The sequence below is a fragment of the Grimontia sedimenti genome (assembly GCF_011045095.1).
GTDB classification, from domain to species: domain Bacteria; phylum Pseudomonadota; class Gammaproteobacteria; order Enterobacterales; family Vibrionaceae; genus Enterovibrio; species Enterovibrio sedimenti.
The window spans coordinates 1-21,433 of the sequence record NZ_JAALDL010000010.1 but is presented as its reverse complement, the minus strand read 5'-3'; the positions used below and the strand labels follow the sequence as shown (position 1 = coordinate 21,433).

The 21,433-nt window shown below is 48.8% G+C and carries 15 protein-coding genes, 3 tRNA genes and 2 pseudogenes; 2 read left to right on the top strand and 18 right to left on the bottom strand.

The window, feature by feature from the left end; translation table 11 throughout:
* Window positions 1–12: 12 nt before the first annotated feature.
* Window positions 13–597, bottom strand: coding sequence for a superoxide dismutase [Fe] (sodB, locus tag G5S52_RS13655; RefSeq protein WP_002541102.1), 585 nt, complete (start codon window positions 595–597; stop codon window positions 13–15).
* A 260-nt stretch (window positions 598–857) separates the two neighbouring features.
* Here sodB and G5S52_RS13650 point away from each other — a divergent pair.
* Window positions 858–1,195 (top strand): annotated as a pseudogene (locus G5S52_RS13650) (Grx4 family monothiol glutaredoxin).
* 64 nt (window positions 1,196–1,259) lie between these two features.
* On the opposite strand, the gene G5S52_RS13645 reads toward G5S52_RS13650, so the two are convergent.
* From G5S52_RS13645 to rnt, 5 genes are all read right to left on the bottom strand, one after another.
* Window positions 1,260–2,582, bottom strand: a complete 1,323-nt coding sequence (locus G5S52_RS13645) for a Na+/H+ antiporter family protein (protein ID WP_165014709.1) — start codon at window positions 2,580–2,582, stop codon at window positions 1,260–1,262.
* Window positions 2,583–2,735: 153 nt separating this feature from the next.
* The gene (locus tag G5S52_RS13640) at window positions 2,736–5,063 is read right to left on the bottom strand and encodes a VolA/Pla-1 family phospholipase (RefSeq protein WP_165015035.1); all 2,328 of its coding nucleotides are present in this window, start codon (window positions 5,061–5,063) and stop codon (window positions 2,736–2,738) included.
* Window positions 5,064–5,104: 41 nt separating this feature from the next.
* Window positions 5,105–6,361: an outer membrane protein transport protein gene (locus G5S52_RS13635; protein WP_165014706.1), complete on the bottom strand. Its 1,257-nt coding sequence runs from the start codon at window positions 6,359–6,361 to the stop codon at window positions 5,105–5,107.
* Window positions 6,362–6,804: 443 nt separating this feature from the next.
* Complete coding sequence (locus G5S52_RS13630; RefSeq protein ID WP_165014703.1) at window positions 6,805–8,109, bottom strand: outer membrane protein transport protein; 1,305 nt, start codon at window positions 8,107–8,109, stop codon at window positions 6,805–6,807.
* A 291-nt stretch (window positions 8,110–8,400) separates the two neighbouring features.
* Window positions 8,401–9,069 (bottom strand): ribonuclease T, encoded by a 669-nt coding sequence (rnt, locus tag G5S52_RS13625; protein WP_165014700.1) that lies wholly within the window; start codon window positions 9,067–9,069, stop codon window positions 8,401–8,403.
* Between the two features lie 164 nt (window positions 9,070–9,233).
* Here rnt and motY point away from each other — a divergent pair, with 164 nt between their 5' ends.
* Window positions 9,234–10,112, top strand: coding sequence for a flagellar protein MotY (gene motY, locus G5S52_RS13620; RefSeq protein WP_165014697.1), 879 nt, complete (start codon window positions 9,234–9,236; stop codon window positions 10,110–10,112).
* 60 nt (window positions 10,113–10,172) lie between these two features.
* Here the strand turns inward: motY and G5S52_RS13615 are convergent, their stop codons facing one another.
* From G5S52_RS13615 to G5S52_RS13560, 12 genes and pseudogenes are all read right to left on the bottom strand, one after another.
* Window positions 10,173–13,070, bottom strand: a complete 2,898-nt coding sequence (locus G5S52_RS13615) for an HD domain-containing phosphohydrolase (RefSeq protein WP_165014694.1) — start codon at window positions 13,068–13,070, stop codon at window positions 10,173–10,175.
* Window positions 13,071–13,270: 200 nt separating this feature from the next.
* A complete protein-coding gene (gloA, locus tag G5S52_RS13610) occupies window positions 13,271–13,687 on the bottom strand; it encodes a lactoylglutathione lyase (RefSeq protein ID WP_165014691.1) in 417 nt (138 codons plus the stop codon).
* A 58-nt stretch (window positions 13,688–13,745) separates the two neighbouring features.
* Complete coding sequence (gene nth / locus G5S52_RS13605) at window positions 13,746–14,387, bottom strand: endonuclease III (RefSeq protein WP_165014688.1); 642 nt, start codon at window positions 14,385–14,387, stop codon at window positions 13,746–13,748.
* A gap of 25 nt (window positions 14,388–14,412) precedes the next feature.
* Complete coding sequence (locus G5S52_RS13600; RefSeq protein WP_002541120.1) at window positions 14,413–15,105, bottom strand: electron transport complex subunit E; 693 nt, start codon at window positions 15,103–15,105, stop codon at window positions 14,413–14,415.
* Complete coding sequence (gene rsxG, locus G5S52_RS13595; protein WP_165014686.1) at window positions 15,102–15,734, bottom strand: electron transport complex subunit RsxG; 633 nt, start codon at window positions 15,732–15,734, stop codon at window positions 15,102–15,104. Before rsxG ends, G5S52_RS13600 begins: the two co-directional genes overlap by 4 nt.
* Entirely contained in the window at window positions 15,731–16,792 is a 1,062-nt protein-coding gene (rsxD, locus tag G5S52_RS13590) for an electron transport complex subunit RsxD (RefSeq protein ID WP_165014683.1), read from the bottom strand. Before rsxD ends, rsxG begins: the two co-directional genes overlap by 4 nt.
* Before the next feature lie 2 nt (window positions 16,793–16,794).
* Window positions 16,795–19,358: pseudogene (gene rsxC / locus G5S52_RS13585) on the bottom strand (electron transport complex subunit RsxC).
* Window positions 19,355–19,939, bottom strand: a complete 585-nt coding sequence (gene rsxB / locus G5S52_RS13580; RefSeq protein WP_046302845.1) for an electron transport complex subunit RsxB — start codon at window positions 19,937–19,939, stop codon at window positions 19,355–19,357. Before rsxB ends, rsxC begins: the two are co-directional and overlap by 4 nt.
* Window positions 19,939–20,520: an electron transport complex subunit RsxA gene (gene rsxA / locus G5S52_RS13575; protein WP_002541126.1), complete on the bottom strand. Its 582-nt coding sequence runs from the start codon at window positions 20,518–20,520 to the stop codon at window positions 19,939–19,941. Before rsxA ends, rsxB begins: the two co-directional genes overlap by 1 nt.
* Before the next feature lie 226 nt (window positions 20,521–20,746).
* A tRNA-Asn gene (locus G5S52_RS13570) sits at window positions 20,747–20,822 on the bottom strand.
* 143 nt (window positions 20,823–20,965) lie between these two features.
* A tRNA-Asn gene (locus tag G5S52_RS13565) sits at window positions 20,966–21,041 on the bottom strand.
* 144 nt (window positions 21,042–21,185) lie between these two features.
* A tRNA-Asn gene (locus G5S52_RS13560) sits at window positions 21,186–21,261 on the bottom strand.
* Between the last annotated feature and the right edge of the window lie 172 nt (window positions 21,262–21,433).

The following is a 21,433-nucleotide window of genomic DNA, read 5'->3' as shown; positions in this document are numbered from 1 at the left end:
TTTAACTTGGAATTAAGCAGCCAGGTTCTGTGCTACGAATTCCCAGTTAACCAGTGCCCAGAATGCATTCATGTAGTCTGGACGCAGGTTGCGGTAATCGATGTAGTAAGCGTGTTCCCACAGGTCAACAGTCAGCAGTGGAGTTACACCGTCTTCAGTCAGTGGGGTTGCTGCGTTTGAAGTGTTAACGATGTCCAGAGAACCGTCAGCTTTCTTCACCAGCCAAGTCCAAGAAGAACCGAAGTTGTTGATTGCTGAATCAGTGAACTTCGCTTTGAATTCTTCGAAAGAACCGAAAGATTTAGCGATTGCGTCTGCAACATCACCAGTAGGCTCGCCGCCACCATTTGGGCTCAGGCAGTGCCAGTAGAAAGTGTGGTTCCAGATTTGTGCTGCGTTGTTGAACACACCGCCAGTAGAAGTCTTAACGATCTCTTCCAGAGATTTGTTCTCAAGCTCAGTACCTTCGATCAGGCCGTTCAGCTTAACAACATAGGTGTTGTGGTGTTTACCGTGGTGGAATTCCAGAGTCTCTTGAGAGATGTGTGGCTCAAGCGCGTTTTTCTCGTAAGGAAGAGCTGGTAGTTGAAATGCCATTACTCGATTCTCCATGATAGGCGGGTCGCCCCCTGACATTATTGCTTCCTGTAGATTTGTCGTACACTCTAGGTAGTACCCATAAGTGAACGAATCTACTTATAGACCGACTGCGAAACAGTTTAGCAAGTTTTTACTTTATTAAAAGAATAATTTTAAAAAAAGCGGCGGAATTTGACCCTAGAGATTTTAGGCGTTTTTTTCCTTCGCTAACACAGTTAGAATCGTTGTCATCATCACACTTGGTGTTCGAGGAAGTAATGGAAACTATTGATAAAATCAAACAGCAGATTGAAGAGAACGCAATCCTGCTTTACATGAAAGGCTCGCCGAAGCTGCCTAGCTGTGGCTTTTCTTCTCAGGCTAGCCAAGCGCTGATGGCGTGTGGTGAGAAATTTGCGTACGTCGACATCCTGCAAATCCGGATATCCGTGCTGAGCTGCCAATCTACGCGCAGTGGCCAACTTTCCCACAACTGTGGATTGATGGTGAGCTGATCGGTGGTTGTGACATCATTCTGGAAATGTTCCAGAAGGGTGAGCTTCAGCCTTTGATCAAAAACGCAGCAGCGCGCCGCGACGCAGAAGAAAACAGCTAAGCGTTTCCTTCTCATAAAAAAGCCGCTGACAAAAACAGCGGCTTTTTTGTATCTGTCACTTGGGTTACAGCGTCATTGCTGCAATCCAACCAAACGCAATCAGCGGCAGGTTGTAGTGGATAAAGGTTGGCACCACTGTATCCCAGATGTGCTCGTGCTGACCATCGGCGTTCAGACCTGAAGTTGGGCCCAAGGTCGAATCGGAAGCGGGAGAGCCTGCATCCCCCAAGGCTGCAGCAGTACCTACCAAGGCAATGGTCGCCATCGGTGAAAAACCAAACGCCAACGCTAGTGGCACATAAATGGTGGCAATAATCGGAATCGTTGAGAACGAAGAACCGATACCCATAGTCACCAGAAGACCAACGACCAACATCAACAGTGCTGCAAGCGGTTTGTTGTCACCAATAGTGGATGCCAGAGAAGCAACCAGTGTTTCTACACCGCCCGTCGCTTTCATCACTGCTGCAAAACCTGCTGCAGAAATCATGATAAAGCCTATCATCGCCATCATGTGAACGCCGCGGGTGAATACGTCTTGCGTGTCTTTCCACTTAATGACACCGCCAAAGGTAAACACCATAAAGCCAGCCAGTGCGCCGACAATCATAGAACCAGTGGTGAGCTGAACACCCAGTGCGGCGGCGATAGCAATCACAGCAACCACAATATTCTGCGGTTTGAACTCTGCTTTTTCCGGCTCTGCAGCCAGAATTTTCTCCTCAGAATACTGGCGAGGCTTGCGATAGCTGATAAAGGCTGCAACCAACACACCAAACAACATACCAGCCGCTGGTAGCAACATAGCTTGAGGCACCTGACTGCCCACGACATCCAAGCCGTTATCGTGCAAATTCTTAAGCAGAATGTTGTTCAGGAAAATGCCACCGAAACCTACTGGCAACACCATGTAAGGTGTGATCAAACCAAAGGTCAGCACACAGGCCACCAATCGGCGATCAAGGTTGAGCTGGGCAAACACATGCAGCAAAGGTGGAATCACAATAGGGATAAATGCGATGTGTACGGGAATCACGTTCTGGGACGAGATTGCCAACAGGCCAAGAGCCACAAGCACCATGTATTTCAGCGCTGCAGAAGCATTGTGATTTTCTTTGCCATTCAGTTTCTTCACAACGGATTGCGCCAAAAGATCCGTGATACCTGAGCGGCTAATCGCTACTGCAAAGGTACCCAACATAGCGTAACTCAGTGCGATGGTTGCACCACCACCTAAGCCACCTTCAAACGCAGAAATGGTTTCGGACAGTGTTAGACCACTGACCATGCCGCCCAAGACGGCACTAAATGTTAGCGCAACTACCACGTTGACTCTTAAAAGTGCCAACGCCAGCATCACGCAAACCGCAATAACAACTGGATTCATTACTTCCTATCCCTACAAATACCCAACGGGGCAAAATCTATCCCAAAAAGACGAAGATCACAGTTTGCTGATATTTTTTACATTGTCGAGGGGAATTTGAAAGGAATTAGCTTGGAGAGAAAAAAGGCCAGCGGGTGCTGGCCTTTTAGGGGGTTATTCTAGAACAGATGCATTGCTGACTGTGAAATCTTCAGCAGCACCGCTCAGGAATTGTACCAATTGACCTTGCATCTCCGCTGTATGGCCAGCATCGCTTAGATCTTCTTTCTGTGGAGCGATGACCGAGCTGTGCTCTCCAACGTCGCTGAACTTCGTAAAGTTTCTGCCGCCACTGGTTGTGGTAGAAGCTTGTGTAACTTCATTCAGACCAAGGATGGTTGCCAGAGGAATGGTGCCTGCAAACGGCGCGCTAGCGACAGAGTTAGGCACTGTGTCGTCATTTTTCACTTGCTGCATGTAGATAGGCAGACCATTCAATACGTTAGTATCAGTCGCATCATTCAGGCTCACAAGATTCAACGGATCCACAGTATCAAGAACAGTTTGAGCTGCGTAGGCAAACTGGTTTAGAACACCCTCTTTCTCAGCATCAGGTACGCCAGCAGTCACAGTATCCGTAATCAAGGGACCGAAAGAGTCTGAACCAATCAACAGATTGACGATTTGCCCGCCAGTGTTGGCTGCTGCGATGCGTGTAAATTTAAACAGTGCATCTCCAGTTGGGCTACCCAAAGTGTTGTTTGCCGTTGAAATGGTACCAAAACCAGTTATGCCCCCTAAAGAGTGCCCGAATAACGAAGGGTTATTTGTTGCAGTGTTATCAAGCGTTGCGAGTGGCGTATTGGCAAACAAGCCAGCGCCCTGAGAGATAGTAACTGCTGCTCTTAAGCCTAAATTATCAAGAACACTCTGGCGAAGGTTATCACGCCCAACTGGAAGGTAGGACAGGTTAAGATAATTAGTTGCATCTAAATTAGCTGAGCGGGTTGAATCAAGGCTACGTTCACCGTGAATAGGTTGGTCTATGGCCAACACAGCAAGGTTTTTCCCCACACCTTGCGCACCATTGATTAGGTTCGCAGCGAAGGCATAGGCATTCTCTTTCGCAGAGGTGATACCGTGTTGGTAGATCACCAATTCCAAAGCGCCGGTAGGTGTAGTTGGTGTAAACAGGATGAATGGCACATCATCCAGAGATTTAACCTGAGGAACCGGGCTGTATCTGGTAATGATACGTTCTGAATCCAGTTGTGCTCCAGCACTGTTCTCTAGTGTCAAACCAACAAGTTTAAGTTGCTCGGTAGTGTCATCAGTTAGCTTTGAAACATCAATTCCTGCTTCTACCAACTGTTGGGTGACTGTGCTCGCCTCGCTGCTGTCACCTAATGCACTGGAAATGATTGCAAGGCTTGGCATTCCGGATTCGAACGGCGTGCTATTCCACGTCGAGGCACCTTTTTCCAGGAAGTAAGGCAGCTTCACAGTCCCTTTCGTTACAGTGACTGTGTTTGCAGTGTATGAACCAACGAGCAAAGGTGTTGCCGTTCCATTGGGGTCAATGTAAGTGGCAAAGTTCGAATCAGCCTGAATGGCAGCCGCGTAGTCTTGACCAGAAGCCGGTACAGACATCAGATATGCCTGAGACATATCGACATTGTTAGGGTTTGCTGAGCCTTTCCACACAGCATTGAAACTACCCGCATCAGCACCAGTGGCAATAGCCCCTTTCGTTGCGTACAAAGTGTCACCAACAGATTGGGTTGAGAACCAAGAACTGTAAACGATATCTTCAGGTTGAATACCAGTCGCTGCAAAGATCGCATTAATCCCTTGGGTGACAGCACTTGCTGGTTTTAGTGAGTCTACAACCGTTGGATTGGTTTGCGATATCAAAGTGGCGTATGAACTTGTCATGCCCACGGCTTCGCCATTGGTGTCAGTGAATGCATTGGTGATTGCAAACGCATACTCTGAAGAAGCCTCTAATGGTTGTGTGAATACCACCACAGCACTATCTGATTCGGCGTTCGTCAAAACGTTGAAGTCCACACCGATCTGGAGAACACGTTCGACGCTAGGGTTTTCTGCGGTCAGACCTTCGGTCAATTTCACAATATTAATGCCGGTTGTGGCAAAACCGTCTGCTAAGCCTGCTCCCTTAAATGACAAAACCATCGGCATGGATACTGGCCAACCATCCATGGTTCCCATCGCCGCAGCGGGGTTGGAGAGTGCGTTGTCACCTCCAGTCGGAATATCTAATGTTCCGTCAGTTTGGTTCATCAAGATAAAGCTCGGTCCTGGGACATTAGAACCCGCACCGGCAAGCTGAAAATCAACTTGCGTTGGTGATTTCAGGCTTTCCTGAATGTAGTCTTCGTAACTATTGTTGGTTGTTCCGCCACTTAATTCAGCGTCGCCACCACAAGCGGTTACGCCCAAAGTGGATGCTACAGCAAGCACAACGAGCTTTTTGTTCACAATTAGTCCTTTATACATCTTTAAGTCTCCTGCAATTGTGCTTAGAACGTGTAGTTGGCTTGAAGTGCGCCAATATATGCTGCACCTTTTGAGTCAAATTCTCGTTCTCCGATGCGTGTGCTCTCGGTAAATGTGCCTGACTTACTCGCAATGTAAGTGACGCCAGCATCAAATGTGAGCGAGGGAGAATAGCGGTAAGTTGCACCAGCGGAGTACCAATATCTGTCCGAGTCCGGGATGCTTAGAGTAGATTTGCCAGCTTTCTCGTCATAGGCAAATCCTGCACGAAGTGTCCACGTATCAGAGATGTCATATGTTGTACCAATCGACCAACGGAATACACTTTTGTAGTCTTCATCTTTCTGGAAACACACGCCTTGAACGTCGTCTGCGGCACATTCACTTCCGGTTGCTCTAAGTTCAGTAAATGAGCTCCATTGGCTCCACATCATGCTGTAATGAACGGCTAGATCATCACGTATCTGATGGAAACCGGACAGCTCTGCAATTGCAGGAAGAGGGACGGACAAATTACCAGTCACCTTATTTCCAACGGTCCCTGTCACTGAGCCTCGATGGTCTGTGAAATCGCCTTCAAAATCGAGTTCAACTTCTGAGCGGTAAGCAACGCCGAATCGGTTATTCTCATCGAGTTCAAATAGCGCGCCGACATTCCAACCAAATCCCCACGTGTCGCCTTCCATACTGATCAATTTGTCACTGGCAGTGAAGGAGTCACCAAACAGGGGAGCAGTACCGCCAAGGTGGCGGTTCAATTCAGCGATGGCGTACACAATGTTTGCGCCTACACCCAAACTCAATTGGTCATTAACTCGGTATGCGATTGAAGGGTTGAGATTGACGCTTGCGAGAGAGGTGTCACCGGCAGCATCACCGACTTGGAAAGCATCTGGATAATCCGTTGCAACGCCGTACACGGTGTAAAGACCAACACCCCATGCCCATTTGTCATTGATTGGGCTGACGTAATAAGAAGCAGGAACAAGCTGCATAGGCGCAACATCAGACGCTTTTTGGCCGCTATTGGTGTCGGTTACATCAATTTCGGGATTAACAATGTGAATGGCACCGGAGGCTTGGCTTTCTTCGAACATTGTCATTTGAGCGGGATTTCGGCCGATGATCGATGCATTGTCGGCAATGGCGGCCTCACCTGCATAAGCTCTGCCTAATCCGCTGGCAGAATGTTCTGATACCTGAAAACCCGCGCTCCAAGCACTTGGGGCGGTGAGAGCAATGGCGACCGCAAGGGCGCTTCTTGATAGTTTTTTTGACATACTGCCTCTCGTCCTAATTGAGTTGTCGGTCATTAAGTGACCAATTTCCAATGCTTTCAATAAGTTGGAAAAACGTTGCAGCCTATAATAAATGTGTATGGCTACTGGTCGGATCTTTACGATGCTTAATATGTCACGATGTGCGGGAATGTTAAACAGGTGTTAAAATCGAGGTGAGTGTCTGAAATTTCGGTATTTTATGCCTAGTTTTAAAACTGTTGTTTTAAGTAAATACACTAATTAAAGATGATTCATTCAGAAGTGCCTGTAATTGTTCATTAACGATTAGAAACAACCTGGTTGTGATTTGAGCGACTGTTTGAATTTTGTAGGTAAGATACTGAATAGCAGGTCACAGCTGCTTCGATTGAATTTCACTTTTGTGACTGGAAACAAAAAAGCCGATTGTAAAAATCGGCTTTTCTCATTCTTGAAACAGTAACTTAGAAGGTGTAGTTTGCGCCAACAGCGATGATGTAAGCGTCGCCGCCTGCTTCGAATGTAAACGTTGTGCCACCTTCGGTTTCACTTCCTGTAACAGAATCTCCGTTTAGGTAAGCAAAACCACCATCAAATGACAGATTTTCAGATGGCTGATAGGTTGCACCTAGTGTATACCAAGTTCGTTCCGTATCTGGGATGCTGAGTGTTCTATGAGAGTCAGGCACAGGACTTTCATCAAGTGCTACACCAGCCCGTAGCGTCCATTCATTGTTTAAGTAATGTGTTGCTCCGAGAGCATACCGCCAGCTGTCTTCCCATTTTTCGTCTTTTTGTAAACAGATACCGTCAAATGAACCAGGAGAGCTACCACAATTTGTGTTAGAGCTCGTTGCCCGCAGCTCTTGGAATGAACTCCACCCGATCATCATTGCGCTGTAGTGTACTGCCCATTTTGACGCAACTTTGTGATAACCAGAGAATTCAAAAATATCGGGCAGATTAAGTTCTAACTCTCCGGGAACTGTTTGTCCTGGCTTTGAAACATAAGTAGTTGCTAGGCCTCGGTATTCCCCATCAAGAGTGATATCTACTTTTGAGCGATAGGAAGCTCCTAATCTGTGGTCTTCATTTATTTCCCACAAGGCTCCAATGTTCCAGCCGTAACCCCAGCCATCACCTTCAAGGTGAGCGACTTCAGTAGTTGGCGCTGCGAGTATTGCTGCACCAGCATTTCTGGTTAAAGATGCGTCGGCGTATACAGCATTTAGACCCGCACCTAAGCTCAACTGCTCATTTATGCGATGTGCATAATTGAGGTTGAAATCAATTGTGAGAAGCTCGGTCTGACCAGCAATTGCACCGGCTACTGAATTGGATGGATATTCTGTAGCAAGGCCAAAATTTGAGAAGGTCGAGAAGCCCAGTGCAGACGTCTCGTTTATTGGTCTTACATAGTGGAAATACGGAACAATAGCGTCTGGTGCAACATCTTCATGTTGTGAAGTGGTTGTTGCAGAGAAGACAGGTGCATCAGCAGGACTAGCACCGACCGTATTCACCTTTGCATCAACATCTGGCTGAATGAAAGACAAACCACCTGACACTTGTGCCGAATCAAACATCGTCATCGCTGCTGGGTTACGGACAGCGACTGCGGCGTTGTCTGCAATGGCAGCCTCACCAGCAAATGCGCGACCTAGACCGCTGGTTGAATGTTCGCTGATTTGGAAGCCTGCGCCGTGGGCCTGAAAAGCGGCCAGCGCAATCGCTGTGGAAAGTAGGGTACGCTGTGTTACACGTTTCATATTAATTTGCCTCTCTGTCACTGCCTTTTATTATTGTCGTCTTCAACGTGAAGTGTCCGAATCTAAGCGGCACGAGTGTTGAATCGTTCTAAGTCAGTATAAGTAGCAAATTGAGATTTGTTGTGGTTTTGTTATCAATAGTTTGCGCAGGATCTATGCAACGAAACCTTCGTTTTTGAGGGAGATTTCAATCTAGTGTTTAAAACTATTTGGCGTTTGTGAAAAGAAAACGGCCGCAGGCCTTGTTTTATAAGGCGTGCAGCCGTTTCTTTTGCCAAGGTTCTGATTTTATTAATCAGAATCTTGTTCGGATTCTTCCTCGGCTGCCATGACTGGCCAGCCACCTAATTTCTTCCATTTGTTAACGATCTCACAGAACAGTTCTGCGGTGCGCTCGGTATCGTAGAGCGCTGAGTGCGCTTCACGGTTATCGAAAGGGATCCCGGCGGTTTGGCATGCTTTTGCGAGAACGGTTTGTCCAAGCGCCAGACCACTCAGTGCTGCCGTGTCGAAAGTGGCAAACGGATGGAAAGGATTGCGTTTTAGATGACTGCGCTCCGAGGCTTCCATGACGAAGCTGTGGTCGAAATTGGCATTATGAGCCACCATGATTGAGCGCTGACAGCCTGCCGCTTTTTGTTCTTTGCGGATAAGTTTAAAGATCTCTTTCAGTGCGTGCTCTTCTTCTACCGCACCACGCAGTGGGCTGAAAGGGTCTTTAATGCCGTTGAATTCCAACGCTTCTTTAACCAGGTTAGCGCCTTCGAACGGTGAAACATGAAAGTGAATGGTTTTATCAGGGGAAAGCCAACCGTCTTCATCCATCTTCAGAGTGACCGCACAGATTTCAAGCAGTGCATCAGTCTTTGAGTTAAAACCTGCCGTTTCTACATCGACAACAACAGGAAAATAGCCGCGGAATCTTGCTTTTAGCGTATTCAGGTTGGTTTCTTGGGTCATGTCTCGGATAACTTGTAAAAATGAGGCGTGCATTATGTCAGATGCTGGCTGGATTTTCATTTTCTAGTTTTGGCAGGAAGAATTAAAATAAGACTAAAGATACGGGACTGGCTTCCGATAAGATAAGCAATACCTTTCCACTGATTCACAGGAACCGGCACAGTATGAAGAAAGCATCGCTGTTGACATTATGCATTGCTGCAAGCCTTGCACCGCTCTCGGTGTCTGCGAGCAAGTATTACGGAGCGAAGCCGACAGAATCTTTGTGGAAGGTGACGGTAGATACACCGATCGAGTGTCGTATTGAACATATGATCCCGAACTATGGTATGGCGACATTTACCTCCCGTGCCAGCAAGAAAATTAACTTGGATTTCGAGCTGGAAATGCGTCGCCCGATGGGTGAAACGCAGAATGTCTCTCTCGTATCCATGCCGCCAGTATGGTTCGCCGGTGAGCCTGCAGAATATATCGACCGTCTGCGTTTCTACAAACAGTTTAACGGTTATGTTGACGGGCAAACGGCTTGGAGTATGTTATCTGAGCTGGAAAATGGCCGCTATCCGACTTTTAGCTTTAAAGAATGGCAAAGCAAAGGAAAACGTGTCGATATCGCGTTGTCCTCTGTGTCGTTCCAACAGCCTTACAATGAATTCAGCAGCTGTGTTGCACGCTTATTGCCTTACGCTTTTGATGATATCGCCTTCACCGTGCTCCATTACAATGAGAATGGTGATGAGTTAAACAAGGCATCCATGGCGAGGTTGGCACAAATCGCAGAGTTCGTGCGATATAGCCCAGACATCGATTTGGTGTTGATGGCAACTTACACAGATGGTCGTGGTGCGAAGGCGGCGAACCAGAGAATGTCTGAAATCCGCGCTGAAAAACTGGAACAGTACTTTATGTCGCTCGGCTTGCCGAAAGACAGGATTCAGGTTGAGGCTTATGGCGAGCGTCGTCCAATCGCAGAAAATGAAAGCCCGATAGGTCGTAACAAGAACCGTCGTGTGGTGATCTCTTTGGGTAGAACGATTATCTAACCGGACACGTATCGCTGAAAGATAAAGAAAGCCCCGCTCGTGTTGCGGGGCTTTTCAGTTTTAGGCGGTTTCGGTTTCTTTTTCGGACTTAGGCGTGATGATTGCCAACAGGGCGTCTTCATTGACCTCATCATGTTGCTCTTTAGGAAGGAACTGTTCGGCGTATCGAAGATAGATTTTCTCTTCGATAAAGAGCCGGAACAGTTGCTCATCGACATGTTTGTCTTTCGCCATAAAGGCGAGAATTTTAAGCGCTTCGCTGAGTGTCTTCGCTTTCTTATAGGGACGATCGCTGGCGGTGAGTGCTTCGAAAATATCCGCTACTGCCATGATACGTGCATCGACAGACAACGAGCTTTCATCCAACCCATAAGGGTACCCTTTGCCGTCCAACTTCTCGTGGTGTCCCCCGGCGATTTCCGGCACACGTTTCAGATGCTTAGGATAAGGCAGCTTACGAAGCATATTAATAGTTTGGATGATGTGGTCATTGATGATGAAGCGCTCTTCATCCGTCAGCGTACCGCGCTGGATGGACAGGTTATAGAGTTCGCCGCGATTATATTGAAGCGGTGGAACCGACAGTTTGAACTCCCAGTTTTCAAAGGTTTTCAGCTGTTGAGGGAGCCAAGGGATCATCTGATCGACGGTATCAGAAAGGACTTGTTCTTTGCAGGGGAGGAGGAAACTGCCACGCGCTGAACGTCTTGCTTCTTCTTCCCAAGATAACCCTTGGACATCGTCGATTGTGCGCATCCAGGTTCGCTGCGCTATCTTCTCAAGCTTTTCGATATTGCTGGCATCCATAAACTCCCCACCCACATTGCACTTAGCCACAAAAGCGAACTCCTGATCGAGTGTTTCGTGCTCTTCCGCTAACCAAGCATCAAGTTCCTCGATCTTTTCGCCTTCAAGCCGTTTTTGCCAATACGTAATTTCTGCATCGCGTTTCAATACTTCAAAGCGGGTGCGAACTTCGTGGATGCGGTTGTAAATGGTTTCGAGTTTGGTGGCTTTATCCACCACGAATTCTGGCGTGGTGACTTTTCCGCAATCATGTAACCAAGCCGCGAAATAGAGGGCTTCACGAGATTGATCGTTGAGCGAGAACTCCGGGAAGCGTTTTTCATCATTACTGGCTGCTTCTGCCAGCATAAAGGTCAATTCCGGTACACGTTGGCAATGACCGCCCGTATAGGGTGATTTGGTATCGATGGCGGATGCCATCATCTCGATGAATGATTTAAATAGCTGCTTTTGCGCTGCCACACGGTCCCAGTTCTCTTTTATAAGGGAAGCGAAGCCCAGGAACTGGCGGATAAACTGCAGCTTGTCATTCTGATCGTTCCCCGGACACGCATTAAATCCCATAAAGACGTAGCCCACGCACTCTTTTTCACGGTTGTAGAGAGGCACGAGCCAAGCGTGTTTAAGTGATTGAGGAAGCAGTCCACGTTCAATATCGGTCGAACAGGGTTTAAAGCTGAAGAAATGCTGACCTTGGAGTGCCTTCTTCATCTGTGGGGAGTCGGCCAATAACTTCTGCAGATCTACCTGCTTGCCTTCTGTTTGAAGGGGATATTGAGCGGTCAGCGTGAGTTTTTCCCTGTCTTCTGCTGAATTGGTCCAGAGCATCACGTATTCCGCACCGGAAGTTTGCTGGCAGTGAAGCGCGATGTCGGCCATCAAAGAGTCGAAATTTGAACTGTTGGAGACCCGGTGAAGTGTCTGAAGAAAGTTCTGAATCGTCTCAGACATCATGTGGACGGATTCTGAAAGCTCCCTGACTTCGACAATTTTAGAGCTTGGCGTTGAGACACTTGAGAAATCCAGGCGGCGGATTTTTTGGGTTTCCTCTACCAGCACTTTCAGTGGATTGGCGATACGCTTAGAAGCCCAAAGTACCATCAATGTGCCAATCAAAAGACCAAAGATACTGATGGTAATCTGGTTGTTTCTGGCTTCTATCGCGCTTTGGATCAGCAGCCTCTCAGGCACAGCTTTAGCCAGCCATAACCCTCGTTCTCCCCCGAAGCTGATCCTGACAAGGTTGAGAGACCAGTTTTCACCCTGATGGAGGATGGTTTTGTTCGATTCGTGCCAATCACTGGTCTTGAAAAGATGATTGAACGGAGACGCAGACATCGCTTCAAGGTACATCCGCTGGTTAACACCCGAGGATGATTCTGGAAGGAAACCAGTATGTGCGAAAACACTTTTGTTATCGTCCAAGAGCATCAACTGGGTTTCTTCTGTATCAACCAGTGAGTAGAGAAACTTGTTCAACGAGTCGAGAGTGATGTCGACTGCCAGCACGCCATTAATATCTTTAAACTGCCGGGTGAGGGTGATGCCCATCCGCTGAATAAACATGTAGAAATACGGGTCTGTGACATGAATACTGCCGTCATCCGGCGCGGCTTTGTACCAAGGACGCTGAGTGGGCTTATAGCTAATGATGTCTGTGTCGATACGGACGTTTTTAAGGTTTTCATCGTAATGAGTGCGAATTTGATGACCGACTTTGCTATTGATATCCACCATGACGTGGCTGTTCTCTGGTGTGGAGAATTGCTCTTTCATGAAGTCGAGTTTTGTCGATCGAATGAATGCTGAGCTCTCGTTCGGATATCCAACATAAACAGATAACACATCGGGATTGCGTTCAAGTATGGCGTTGATGCTTGATAGCCATTCATCGTTATATGAAGAATAGAGACTGTGCCCAAAATCGGAGGCGGCAAGCGCATCCATGGCAGTGATGACTGGGGATGTCAAGTTCTGAAAGGAGAGCTTAATACGTTCTGCACTTTGTTGTGTTCGTTCGGACGCGAGTTGTTGATTGAGCTCTTTTGAGTTTTGATAACTCAATACAATGAGAAGGACTGAAAGCAGGGATACAACAATAAAAAAGATACCTGCGATATGAATTTGAAGTGTATATCGGCGTCTTGCCATGATAATCCATTATCTTAATTATGAGACACTCGATTAAGACTACCAGACAGTGATACTGTAAGAGGGGTTTTGGTGAAGCCTTTGAATTGAGTCACGAATATATATCAAGACTCAATGTGTATTTCATTCAAACTCGTCGGAGAAAGGGGAGCGAATAGGGAAGAAATACCGCGCCCAAGAGAGGCGCGGAAAGAGAGTACTCAGTTGCCTAGGCCAACTGAAGCACTTTTATTTTGGATCAGCTCGATTTTGTAGCCGTCTGGGTCTTCAACAAATGCAATCTCAGTGGTGCCGCCTTTTACAGGACCTGGCTCACGGGTGATGTTTGCGCCCGCTTCACGCAGTTTGTCACAAGTCGCGTAGATATCGTCTACACCAATCGCGATATGGCCGAAAGCAGAGCCGTGTTCATATTCAGATGTGCCCCAGTTATAGGTCAGCTCAATCACTGCGCCCTGTGATTCATCACCATAGCCAACAAAAGCCAGTGTGTACTCGTACTGCTCATTTTCGCTTTTACGCAAAAGCTGCATGCCCATCACGTCGGTATAGAAGGCAATTGAACGATCCAAATCGCCAACGCGGATCATGGTATGCAGAATACGACCAGTGCTCATGACATTCTCCTTAATTGTATTGTCGCGCCCAGTTTACCCAAACGGTACGACAAGAGCATTACTCTTCCGGATAAACCTTTTCTTTAAACTCGCAAAGATCTTCAATGATACAACTGCCACAACGCGGTTTCCGAGCCACACAGGTGTAGCGGCCGTGCAGAATAAGCCAGTGGTGAACATCGACCTTGAATTCCTTTGGCACGACTTTCAGTAGCTTTTCTTCTACCTGATCGACGTTTTTCCCCATCGCAAACTTAGTGCGGTTTGATACGCGAAAAATATGAGTGTCTACCGCAATGGTTGGCCAACCAAAGGCGGTGTTGAGAACCACATTGGCTGTCTTTCTTCCCACGCCTGGCAGAGCTTCCAGTGCTTCGCGGTTTTCAGGCACTTCACCACCGTGTTGTTCAACGATAATGCGACAGGTCTTGATGACATTTTCTGCCTTGGAATTAAACAGGCCAATGGTTTTGATGTATTCCTTTACGCCATCAACCCCAAGGTCCAACAACGCCTGTGGCGTATTAGCCACCGGATAGAGTTTATCCGTCGCCTTGTTCACGCTTACATCCGTTGCCTGCGCTGATAGCAATACTGCAATCAGCAACTCAAACGGTGTGCTCCAGTTCAGTTCAGTTTCCGGGTGAGGGTTTTCTGCTCTTAATCGCTCCAGTATCTGAACACGTTTTTCGTTATTCATTGCTCATCCATTGAAAGCTTAACTTTTAATCTGTGGACGTGATTCGAACGCGTTCGATCACGGCTTTCTCTTTTGGTTGTTTCTTCGCTTGTTTTTCGTCAATCACGTTCTTTATAGCGATGAGGAAACCTACAGCCAGGAAAGCACCCGGCGGCAGCATCGCCAATAGGAATGGGCTATCAAACTGGAACACTTCTATACGAAGTCCCGCAGCCCAATCACCAAGCAGTCGGTCAGCACCGTCAAACAAAGTACCATTACCCAGTACTTCGCGAATAGCACCCAATACGACCAGTGCCGCAGTCATGCCCATGCCCATCCAGAAGCCATCCAACACCGAAGGTAATGGCGTATTCTTGGAGGCGAACGCCTCTGCGCGGCCGATGATGATGCAGTTGGTGACGATCAGGGGAATAAAGATACCCAGTGACTGATAAAGGCCGAATGCATAGGCGTTCATCAGTAGCTGAACACAGGTTACCAGTGACGCGATGATCATAACGAAGATGGGAATACGCACTTCTTTTGGTACATATTCGCGCACCAGTGAAACGGTCAGGTTCGAGCCCACCAAAACCAGCAGCGTTGCGATGCCAAGCCCTAATGCGTTGGTCACTGTCGCGGAAACTGCAAGCAGGGGACAAAGACCCAGAAGCTGCACTAGCGCAGGGTTATTGGCCCACATTCCGTTTGTCATTAACTCTTTATTCTGGCTCATGATGCAGCTCCACAATTCAGAGGTTGGCGGACAATAGTGTCTTTGTTCTGCATGGCATACCAAGCAGCATTTCTCGCTGCGCTAACGACGGCACGCGGTGTGATGGTGGCACCGGTGAACTGGTCAAACTGACCGCCATCTTTGTAAACTGCCCAACGCTTATCGTCTTCACTTTCAATATTTTTACCATTGAAAGACAGCACCCAATCAGAGACATTCAGATCGATTTTATCGCCAAGACCCGGGGTTTCGTTGTGGCTCAGCACACGAACACCGAGCACAGTGTTATTAGTATCGACGCCGACCAAGACTTTGATGGCGCCGTTATAACCGTCCGGTGCAATGGCTTCAACTGCCATGGCTGTCGGCTCACCGTTTTTGGTGGCAATGTAGATCGGCATTGGCTCACTAGTGCCAAGGTTTGGGCTGGTCACCAAAGTACAGGTTTTCGCCAACGCATTGTCATGCATGTCCTCTGGGATCACTTGATTTAGAACCCGTAAAAGCTGGATGCGTTGCTGCTCTGCGATAGTGTCTTTCGTCAGTGTATTAGTGACGGCGACTAAGCCCGTTGAAAGCAGTGCCGCCAGCGCTAGGATTGCGCCATTATTTCGCATCGCGCGGATCATTTGCTTTCCTTCCTGTAACCGTAAGTGGTTGGTTTGGTGTAGTAGTCAATCAGGGGTACGCACATGTTTGCGATAAGCACGGCAAACGCTACGCCATCTGGGAAGCCGCCAAAGGTACGGATCAAATAAACCAACGCGCCTATCATTGCACCAAAGATCAGTCGGCCTCGCGTAGTGGTTGAAGCAGAAACTGGGTCAGTGGCAATGAAGAATGCACCCAACATGGTGGCACCGGAGAACAGGTGCATCAATGGCGAAGCCACGCCATCTGGGCTGATTGCATAGCCTACCAAGCTGAACACAAAAAGAGATGCCAGCATAGCAACGGGGATTTGCCACTGGATAATCTTCTTCTTCAGCAGAATGAGACCACCAGCAAGGAAGGCGACATTCACCCAGCCCCAACCGATACCTGCAAAACTACCAAACACTGACTTCTCAACCGCCTCAGAGACGGTTTCACCGGCCAGCAAAGAGGTCTTAATGGTATCCAGCGGCGTCGCCATGGTTGAGCCATCTACAGCAATACGCAGTTGGTTCACGCTAAAGCCATCAGTGGTGAGGCCAGTAAAGATAGCGGCGAAGCTGTCAGTAAAGCCAAGTGGCTGAACCAACAATTCGCTTGGTGGCAGCCAGGTGGTCATTTGAACCGGGAACGAAATCAGCAGGACGACATAAGCGACCATGGCGGGGTTAAACAGGTTTTGACCCAGCCCACCATAGAGATGTTTAGCAATGACGATGGCGAAAAGTATACCGATAATCACAATCCACCATGGTGCGAACGGTGGAATGGCGATACCCAGAAGCACACCCGTCAGCAGGGCAGAGTGGTCTTTGAGATAGCGTTTAACAGGGCGGCCACGCAGAGCCACAACCGCTGCCTCTGCAGCTACCGCAGTCAGTGCTGCCATGACGACCTGCAGTAAAACACCCCAACCGAAAAAGTAACAAAGCGCAGCGATGCCGGGCAAGGTACACAGTATCACTGTCATCATGATGTCGCTGGTGCTCTTGCGACTGTGACTATGCGGGCTACTGGCGATAAAAAAGGCCACGATTACTCTTCCTCATTCTTATTCTTCATTTGCGCTGCCTTTCTCGCTTTTGCGCGCGCAACGGCAGCAGCAACCGCTGCTTTCTTGGGATCTTCTTCAACGGGAGTTTCTTCCGAAGGTGCTGGCTCATCTGAGAGTGCTTCCGCCTCTGCCTGTTGTGCGGCTTTGCGCGCTTTCGCACGTGCAACGGCAGCAGCAACAGCGGCTTTCTTCGGATCGTCTTCAACAGGTGCTTCGTCTACCGGCGCAACATCAACAGCAGGCGCTTCAGCTTCTGCCTGTTGTGCGGCTTTGCGTGCTTTGGCACGGGCAATGGCAGCAGCAACAGCAGCTTTCTTCGGATCGTCTTCGGCGGGAGCGTCTTCTAGTGGAGCAGAATCAGCAGCAGGCGCTTCAGCTTCCGCCTGTTGTGCGGCTTTGCGTGCTTTGGCACGGGCAACGGCAGCAGCGACAGCAGCTTTCTTTGGATCGTCTTCAGCGGGAGCTTCTTCTGCCGGATTAGCATCAACAGCAGGCGTTTCAGCTTCCGCCTGTTGTGCGGCTTTGCGTGCTTTGGCACGGGCAACGGCAGCAGCGACAGCGGCTTTCTTCGGATCGTCTTCTGCGGGAGCTTCTTCTGCCGGATTAGCATCAACAGCAGGCGTTTCAGCTTCCACCTGTTGTGCGGCTTTGCGTGCTTTGGCTCGGGCAATGGCAGCAGCAACAGCGGCTTTCTTCGGATCTTCTCCTGCGGCGTTGTTATCAGAAGTGGATTCAGACTCGCTTTGCTGAGCAGCTTTACGTGCTTTAGCACGGGCTATCGCCGCCGCAACAGCGTCTTTCTTGTCGTCTGTAGCGTTTTCAGTTTCTGATTCCGACGCCTTTTGTGCTTTACGTTCACGAGCCTGACGCTTGCGTTCTTCGCGCAGCTTCGCCATTTCACTGTTATCTGGCTCTGCCTGACCTTGTGCGGCGGCCTCTGCCTGTTTGGCTTTTGCTTTGGCAATAGCAGCAGCCACAGCTGGTTTCATTGCCGTAGCTGCAGATTCGTTTTCTGATTTGGCTTTCACGCGTGCGATGGCAGCAGCAATCGCATCACCATCACCGGACTTCTCCATCGCTTTACGACGGTTTTCCGCGGCTTGCTTATGGCGTTCTTCACGTGCTTTTTTGTCACGCTCCATACGCGCTTTTTTGGCTTCGAAACGCTCTTTAGCGCGCTCGGCGGCTTGCTGCTCCGCATCGCGTGCTCGGATTTCAGATTTAGCCTGACGGTAGTATTGCACCAGTGGAATTTCACTTGGGCAGACGAAGGCACAAGCACCACATTCGATACAATCGAACAGGTTATACTCTTCGCACTTGTCGTAATCCTGATCTTTGGCGTACCACTGAAGTTGTTGTGGCAGCAGCGAAGCAGGGCAGGCCTCTGCACAGGCGCTGCATCGGATGCAGGCCATCTCGCCCTCCGACGGCGTAATTTCGCGACGTGAAGGCACTAACACGCAGTTAGTGACCTTGGTGACGGGCACGTTCGGGTGTGGAATGGTGTACCCCATCATTGGGCCACCGATGATCACGCGCTCTACTTTTTGTCTGCTTCATAGCCGTGCTTATCGAGCAAGAAACTGACTGGCGTACCAAGCAGCGCCCAACGGTTACGCTGCTCTTTCAATGTGGTACCTGTCAGGGTGACGACGCGTTCAATCAGCGGCTCGCCATCAATGACAGCGCGTTTAATGGCGAAGATTGTACCGACGTTTTGCATCATCACGCCGATTGCTGCAGGGATGGCTTTTGCAGGTACTTCTTTACCGGTGATGAGTTTGATGAGCTGCTTTTCGCCGCCTGACGGGTATTTGGTCGGAACAACCTGAACAACAATGTCAGGTTTACCCTGTGTCGCCAGTTTCAGGGCGTCAATCGCTTCTGGTTTGTTGTCTTCCAGCGCCATGACGGTGAGTTTCGGGCTCACGATATGCTGAAGGATCTCAATACCTTGAACAATTTCATCTGCGCGCTCTTGCATCAAACGGTCATCAGCGGTGATGTAAGGCTCACATTCAGCACCATTGATGATCAGAATTTCTGTGCGCGCATGGCCAGTTTGCAGCTTGCGGGCTGCTGGGAAACCTGCGCCACCCATGCCCGCTATACCCATCATTCGAACATGATCGATCAACGCTTCGTCAGAGACTTCACGGAAATCAGCCAGTGCATTCTTCTCGCCCCAGGTGTCTTCGAAATCCGGTTTGATCACAATGCAGTTATCGGTCAGGCCAGATGCGTGGGCGATAGTGCGAGGCTCAATGGCAACCACTTCACCGGAAGTTGGTGCATGAACCGGACAGCATTGCAGAACGTCTGACTTGGTCAGTGGTTGCCCTTTCAGTACCTTATCGCCAACATTGACCAACAGTTGGCCTGCTGTGCCAATGTGCTGTTTGGTTGGCAACACAATTTCATTTGGGATATCGGCAGGCAAGATGGAAGTTTCGCTCGACTGGCGTTTGTTTTCAGGTGGGTGAATACCACCGTGAAAATCCCAGACATGTCCTTGTTTGATCTGTTCGATTAGGGTGATCATGCTTGTTTGACCCCTTTATCTTCATCGACAGAAAGCTGAACAACCGGAATTTGGTCAAGTTGCCATTTCCAGGTTTCAGGCGTGGTTTGAACAGGGATCATTTCAATACAGTCAGTCGGGCAAGGGGCGACACAGAGGTCACATCCGGTGCATTCATCTTTGATAATGGTGTGCATGGCTTTGGTGCTGCCAATGATGGCATCCACCGGACAAGCCTGAATACATTTGGTACAGCCAATACAGTCGTCTTCGTGAATGAAGGCGACTTTTTTTACGCTCTTTTCTTCATCGTGTGCAGATTCTGTGGCTTCCACCCCCATAAGGTCAGCAAGCTTCTCAATAGTCGGCTGACCACCTGGAGGGCATTTGTTTATGGCATCGCCATTGGCAATGGCTTCTGCATAAGGACGACAACCAGGGTAACCACATTGTCCGCACTGTGTTTGCGGAAGGATGGAGTCAATCTGATCGACGATCGGATCCGCTTCGACTTTAAAACGCACAGAAGCAAAGCCCAGCAAGATACCGAACACAGCTGCGAGGACAGCGATAGCAATAATCGCAATCAAAATTCCAGTCATTACAGTTTCACCAACCCTGTAAAGCCCATAAATGCCAATGACATCAGTCCTGCTGTGATCATAGCAATCGATGCACCGCGGAATGGCTGAGGAACATCAGCCGCGGCAATACGCTCGCGCATCGCCGCAAACAAAATCAATACGAGGGAGAAGCCAGCAGCAGCGCCAAATCCATAAATGATGGATTCGATAAAGTTGTGGCGTTCATTGATATTCAGCAGTGCGACACCCAACACGGCGCAGTTTGTTGTGATTAGCGGCAGGAAGATACCCAGCAGACGGTATAGCGTTGGGCTGGTTTTATGCACGACCATTTCAGTGAATTGCACGACGACCGCAATCACTAAGATAAAACTCAGTGTTCGCAGGTATTCAAGGCCCAATGGAGCCAAAATATAAGTCTCGACCAGGTAAGCACTCACTGATGCGAGTGTTAGTACGAAAGTGGTCGCAAGCCCCATCCCAATAGCGGTTTCAAGTTTTTTGGACACGCCCATAAATGGGCACAGGCCGAGGAACTTAACCAGCACAAAGTTGTTTACCAGGACGGTGCCGACAAGAAGCAATAAATACTCAGTCATGCCATTCTTCGAAAATTTTAAAGAGATCTTTGTATTATCGGCCTTTGAAGCGCCTATAACAACAGATAGGAGAAAGGGTTTTTCATCAAAATTGCTACAGCGGACAAACTTTGCCCGGATCTGGGCGATTGCTTACAGTCCAGATAATAGGTAGTAACAATTCCTGTGCGTCATATCCACAAAACAAATACAAAAAAAACCCAGCGCTAGGCTGGGTTTTAGAAAGTGGCTCCCCCTGCTGGACTTGAACCAGCGACATACGGATTAACAGTCCGCCGTTCTACCGACTGAACTAAGGGGGAACAGATTTTTGTGATTCACCGCCTTGGCGATGTATCTAGTGTGGCTTCCCTGATGGACTTGCAACGGGGCCGCCTAGGTCAGTGACATATCGCGAAGCGACAATCCTGACGGTCAACTCGTTCTTAAACAAGTTAACGAAAAGTGGCTCCCCCTGCTGGACTTGAACCAGCGACATACGGATTAACAGTCCGCCGTTCTACCGACTGAACTAAGGGGGAACAGATTTTGTGATTCACCGCCATGGCGATGTATCGAAAGTGGCTCCCCTGTAAGACTTAACGGGGCCGCCTAGGCTTGCGACAAATCGCGAAGCGATACTTCGACAAACCGATGACTCGTTCGAAAACCAATCACCTAAAAAGTGGCTCCCCCTGCAAGACTTGAACTTGCGACATACGGATTAACAGTCCGCCGTTCTACCGACTGAACTAAGGGGGAACAGATTTTTGTGATTCACCGCCGTGGCGATGTATCGAAAGTGGCTCCCCCTGCTGGACTTGCAACGGGGCCGCCTAGGTCAGCGACATATCGCGGAGCGACAATCCTGACGGTTAACTCGTTCTTAAACAAGTTAACGAAAAGTGGCTCCCCCTGCTGGACTTGCAACGGG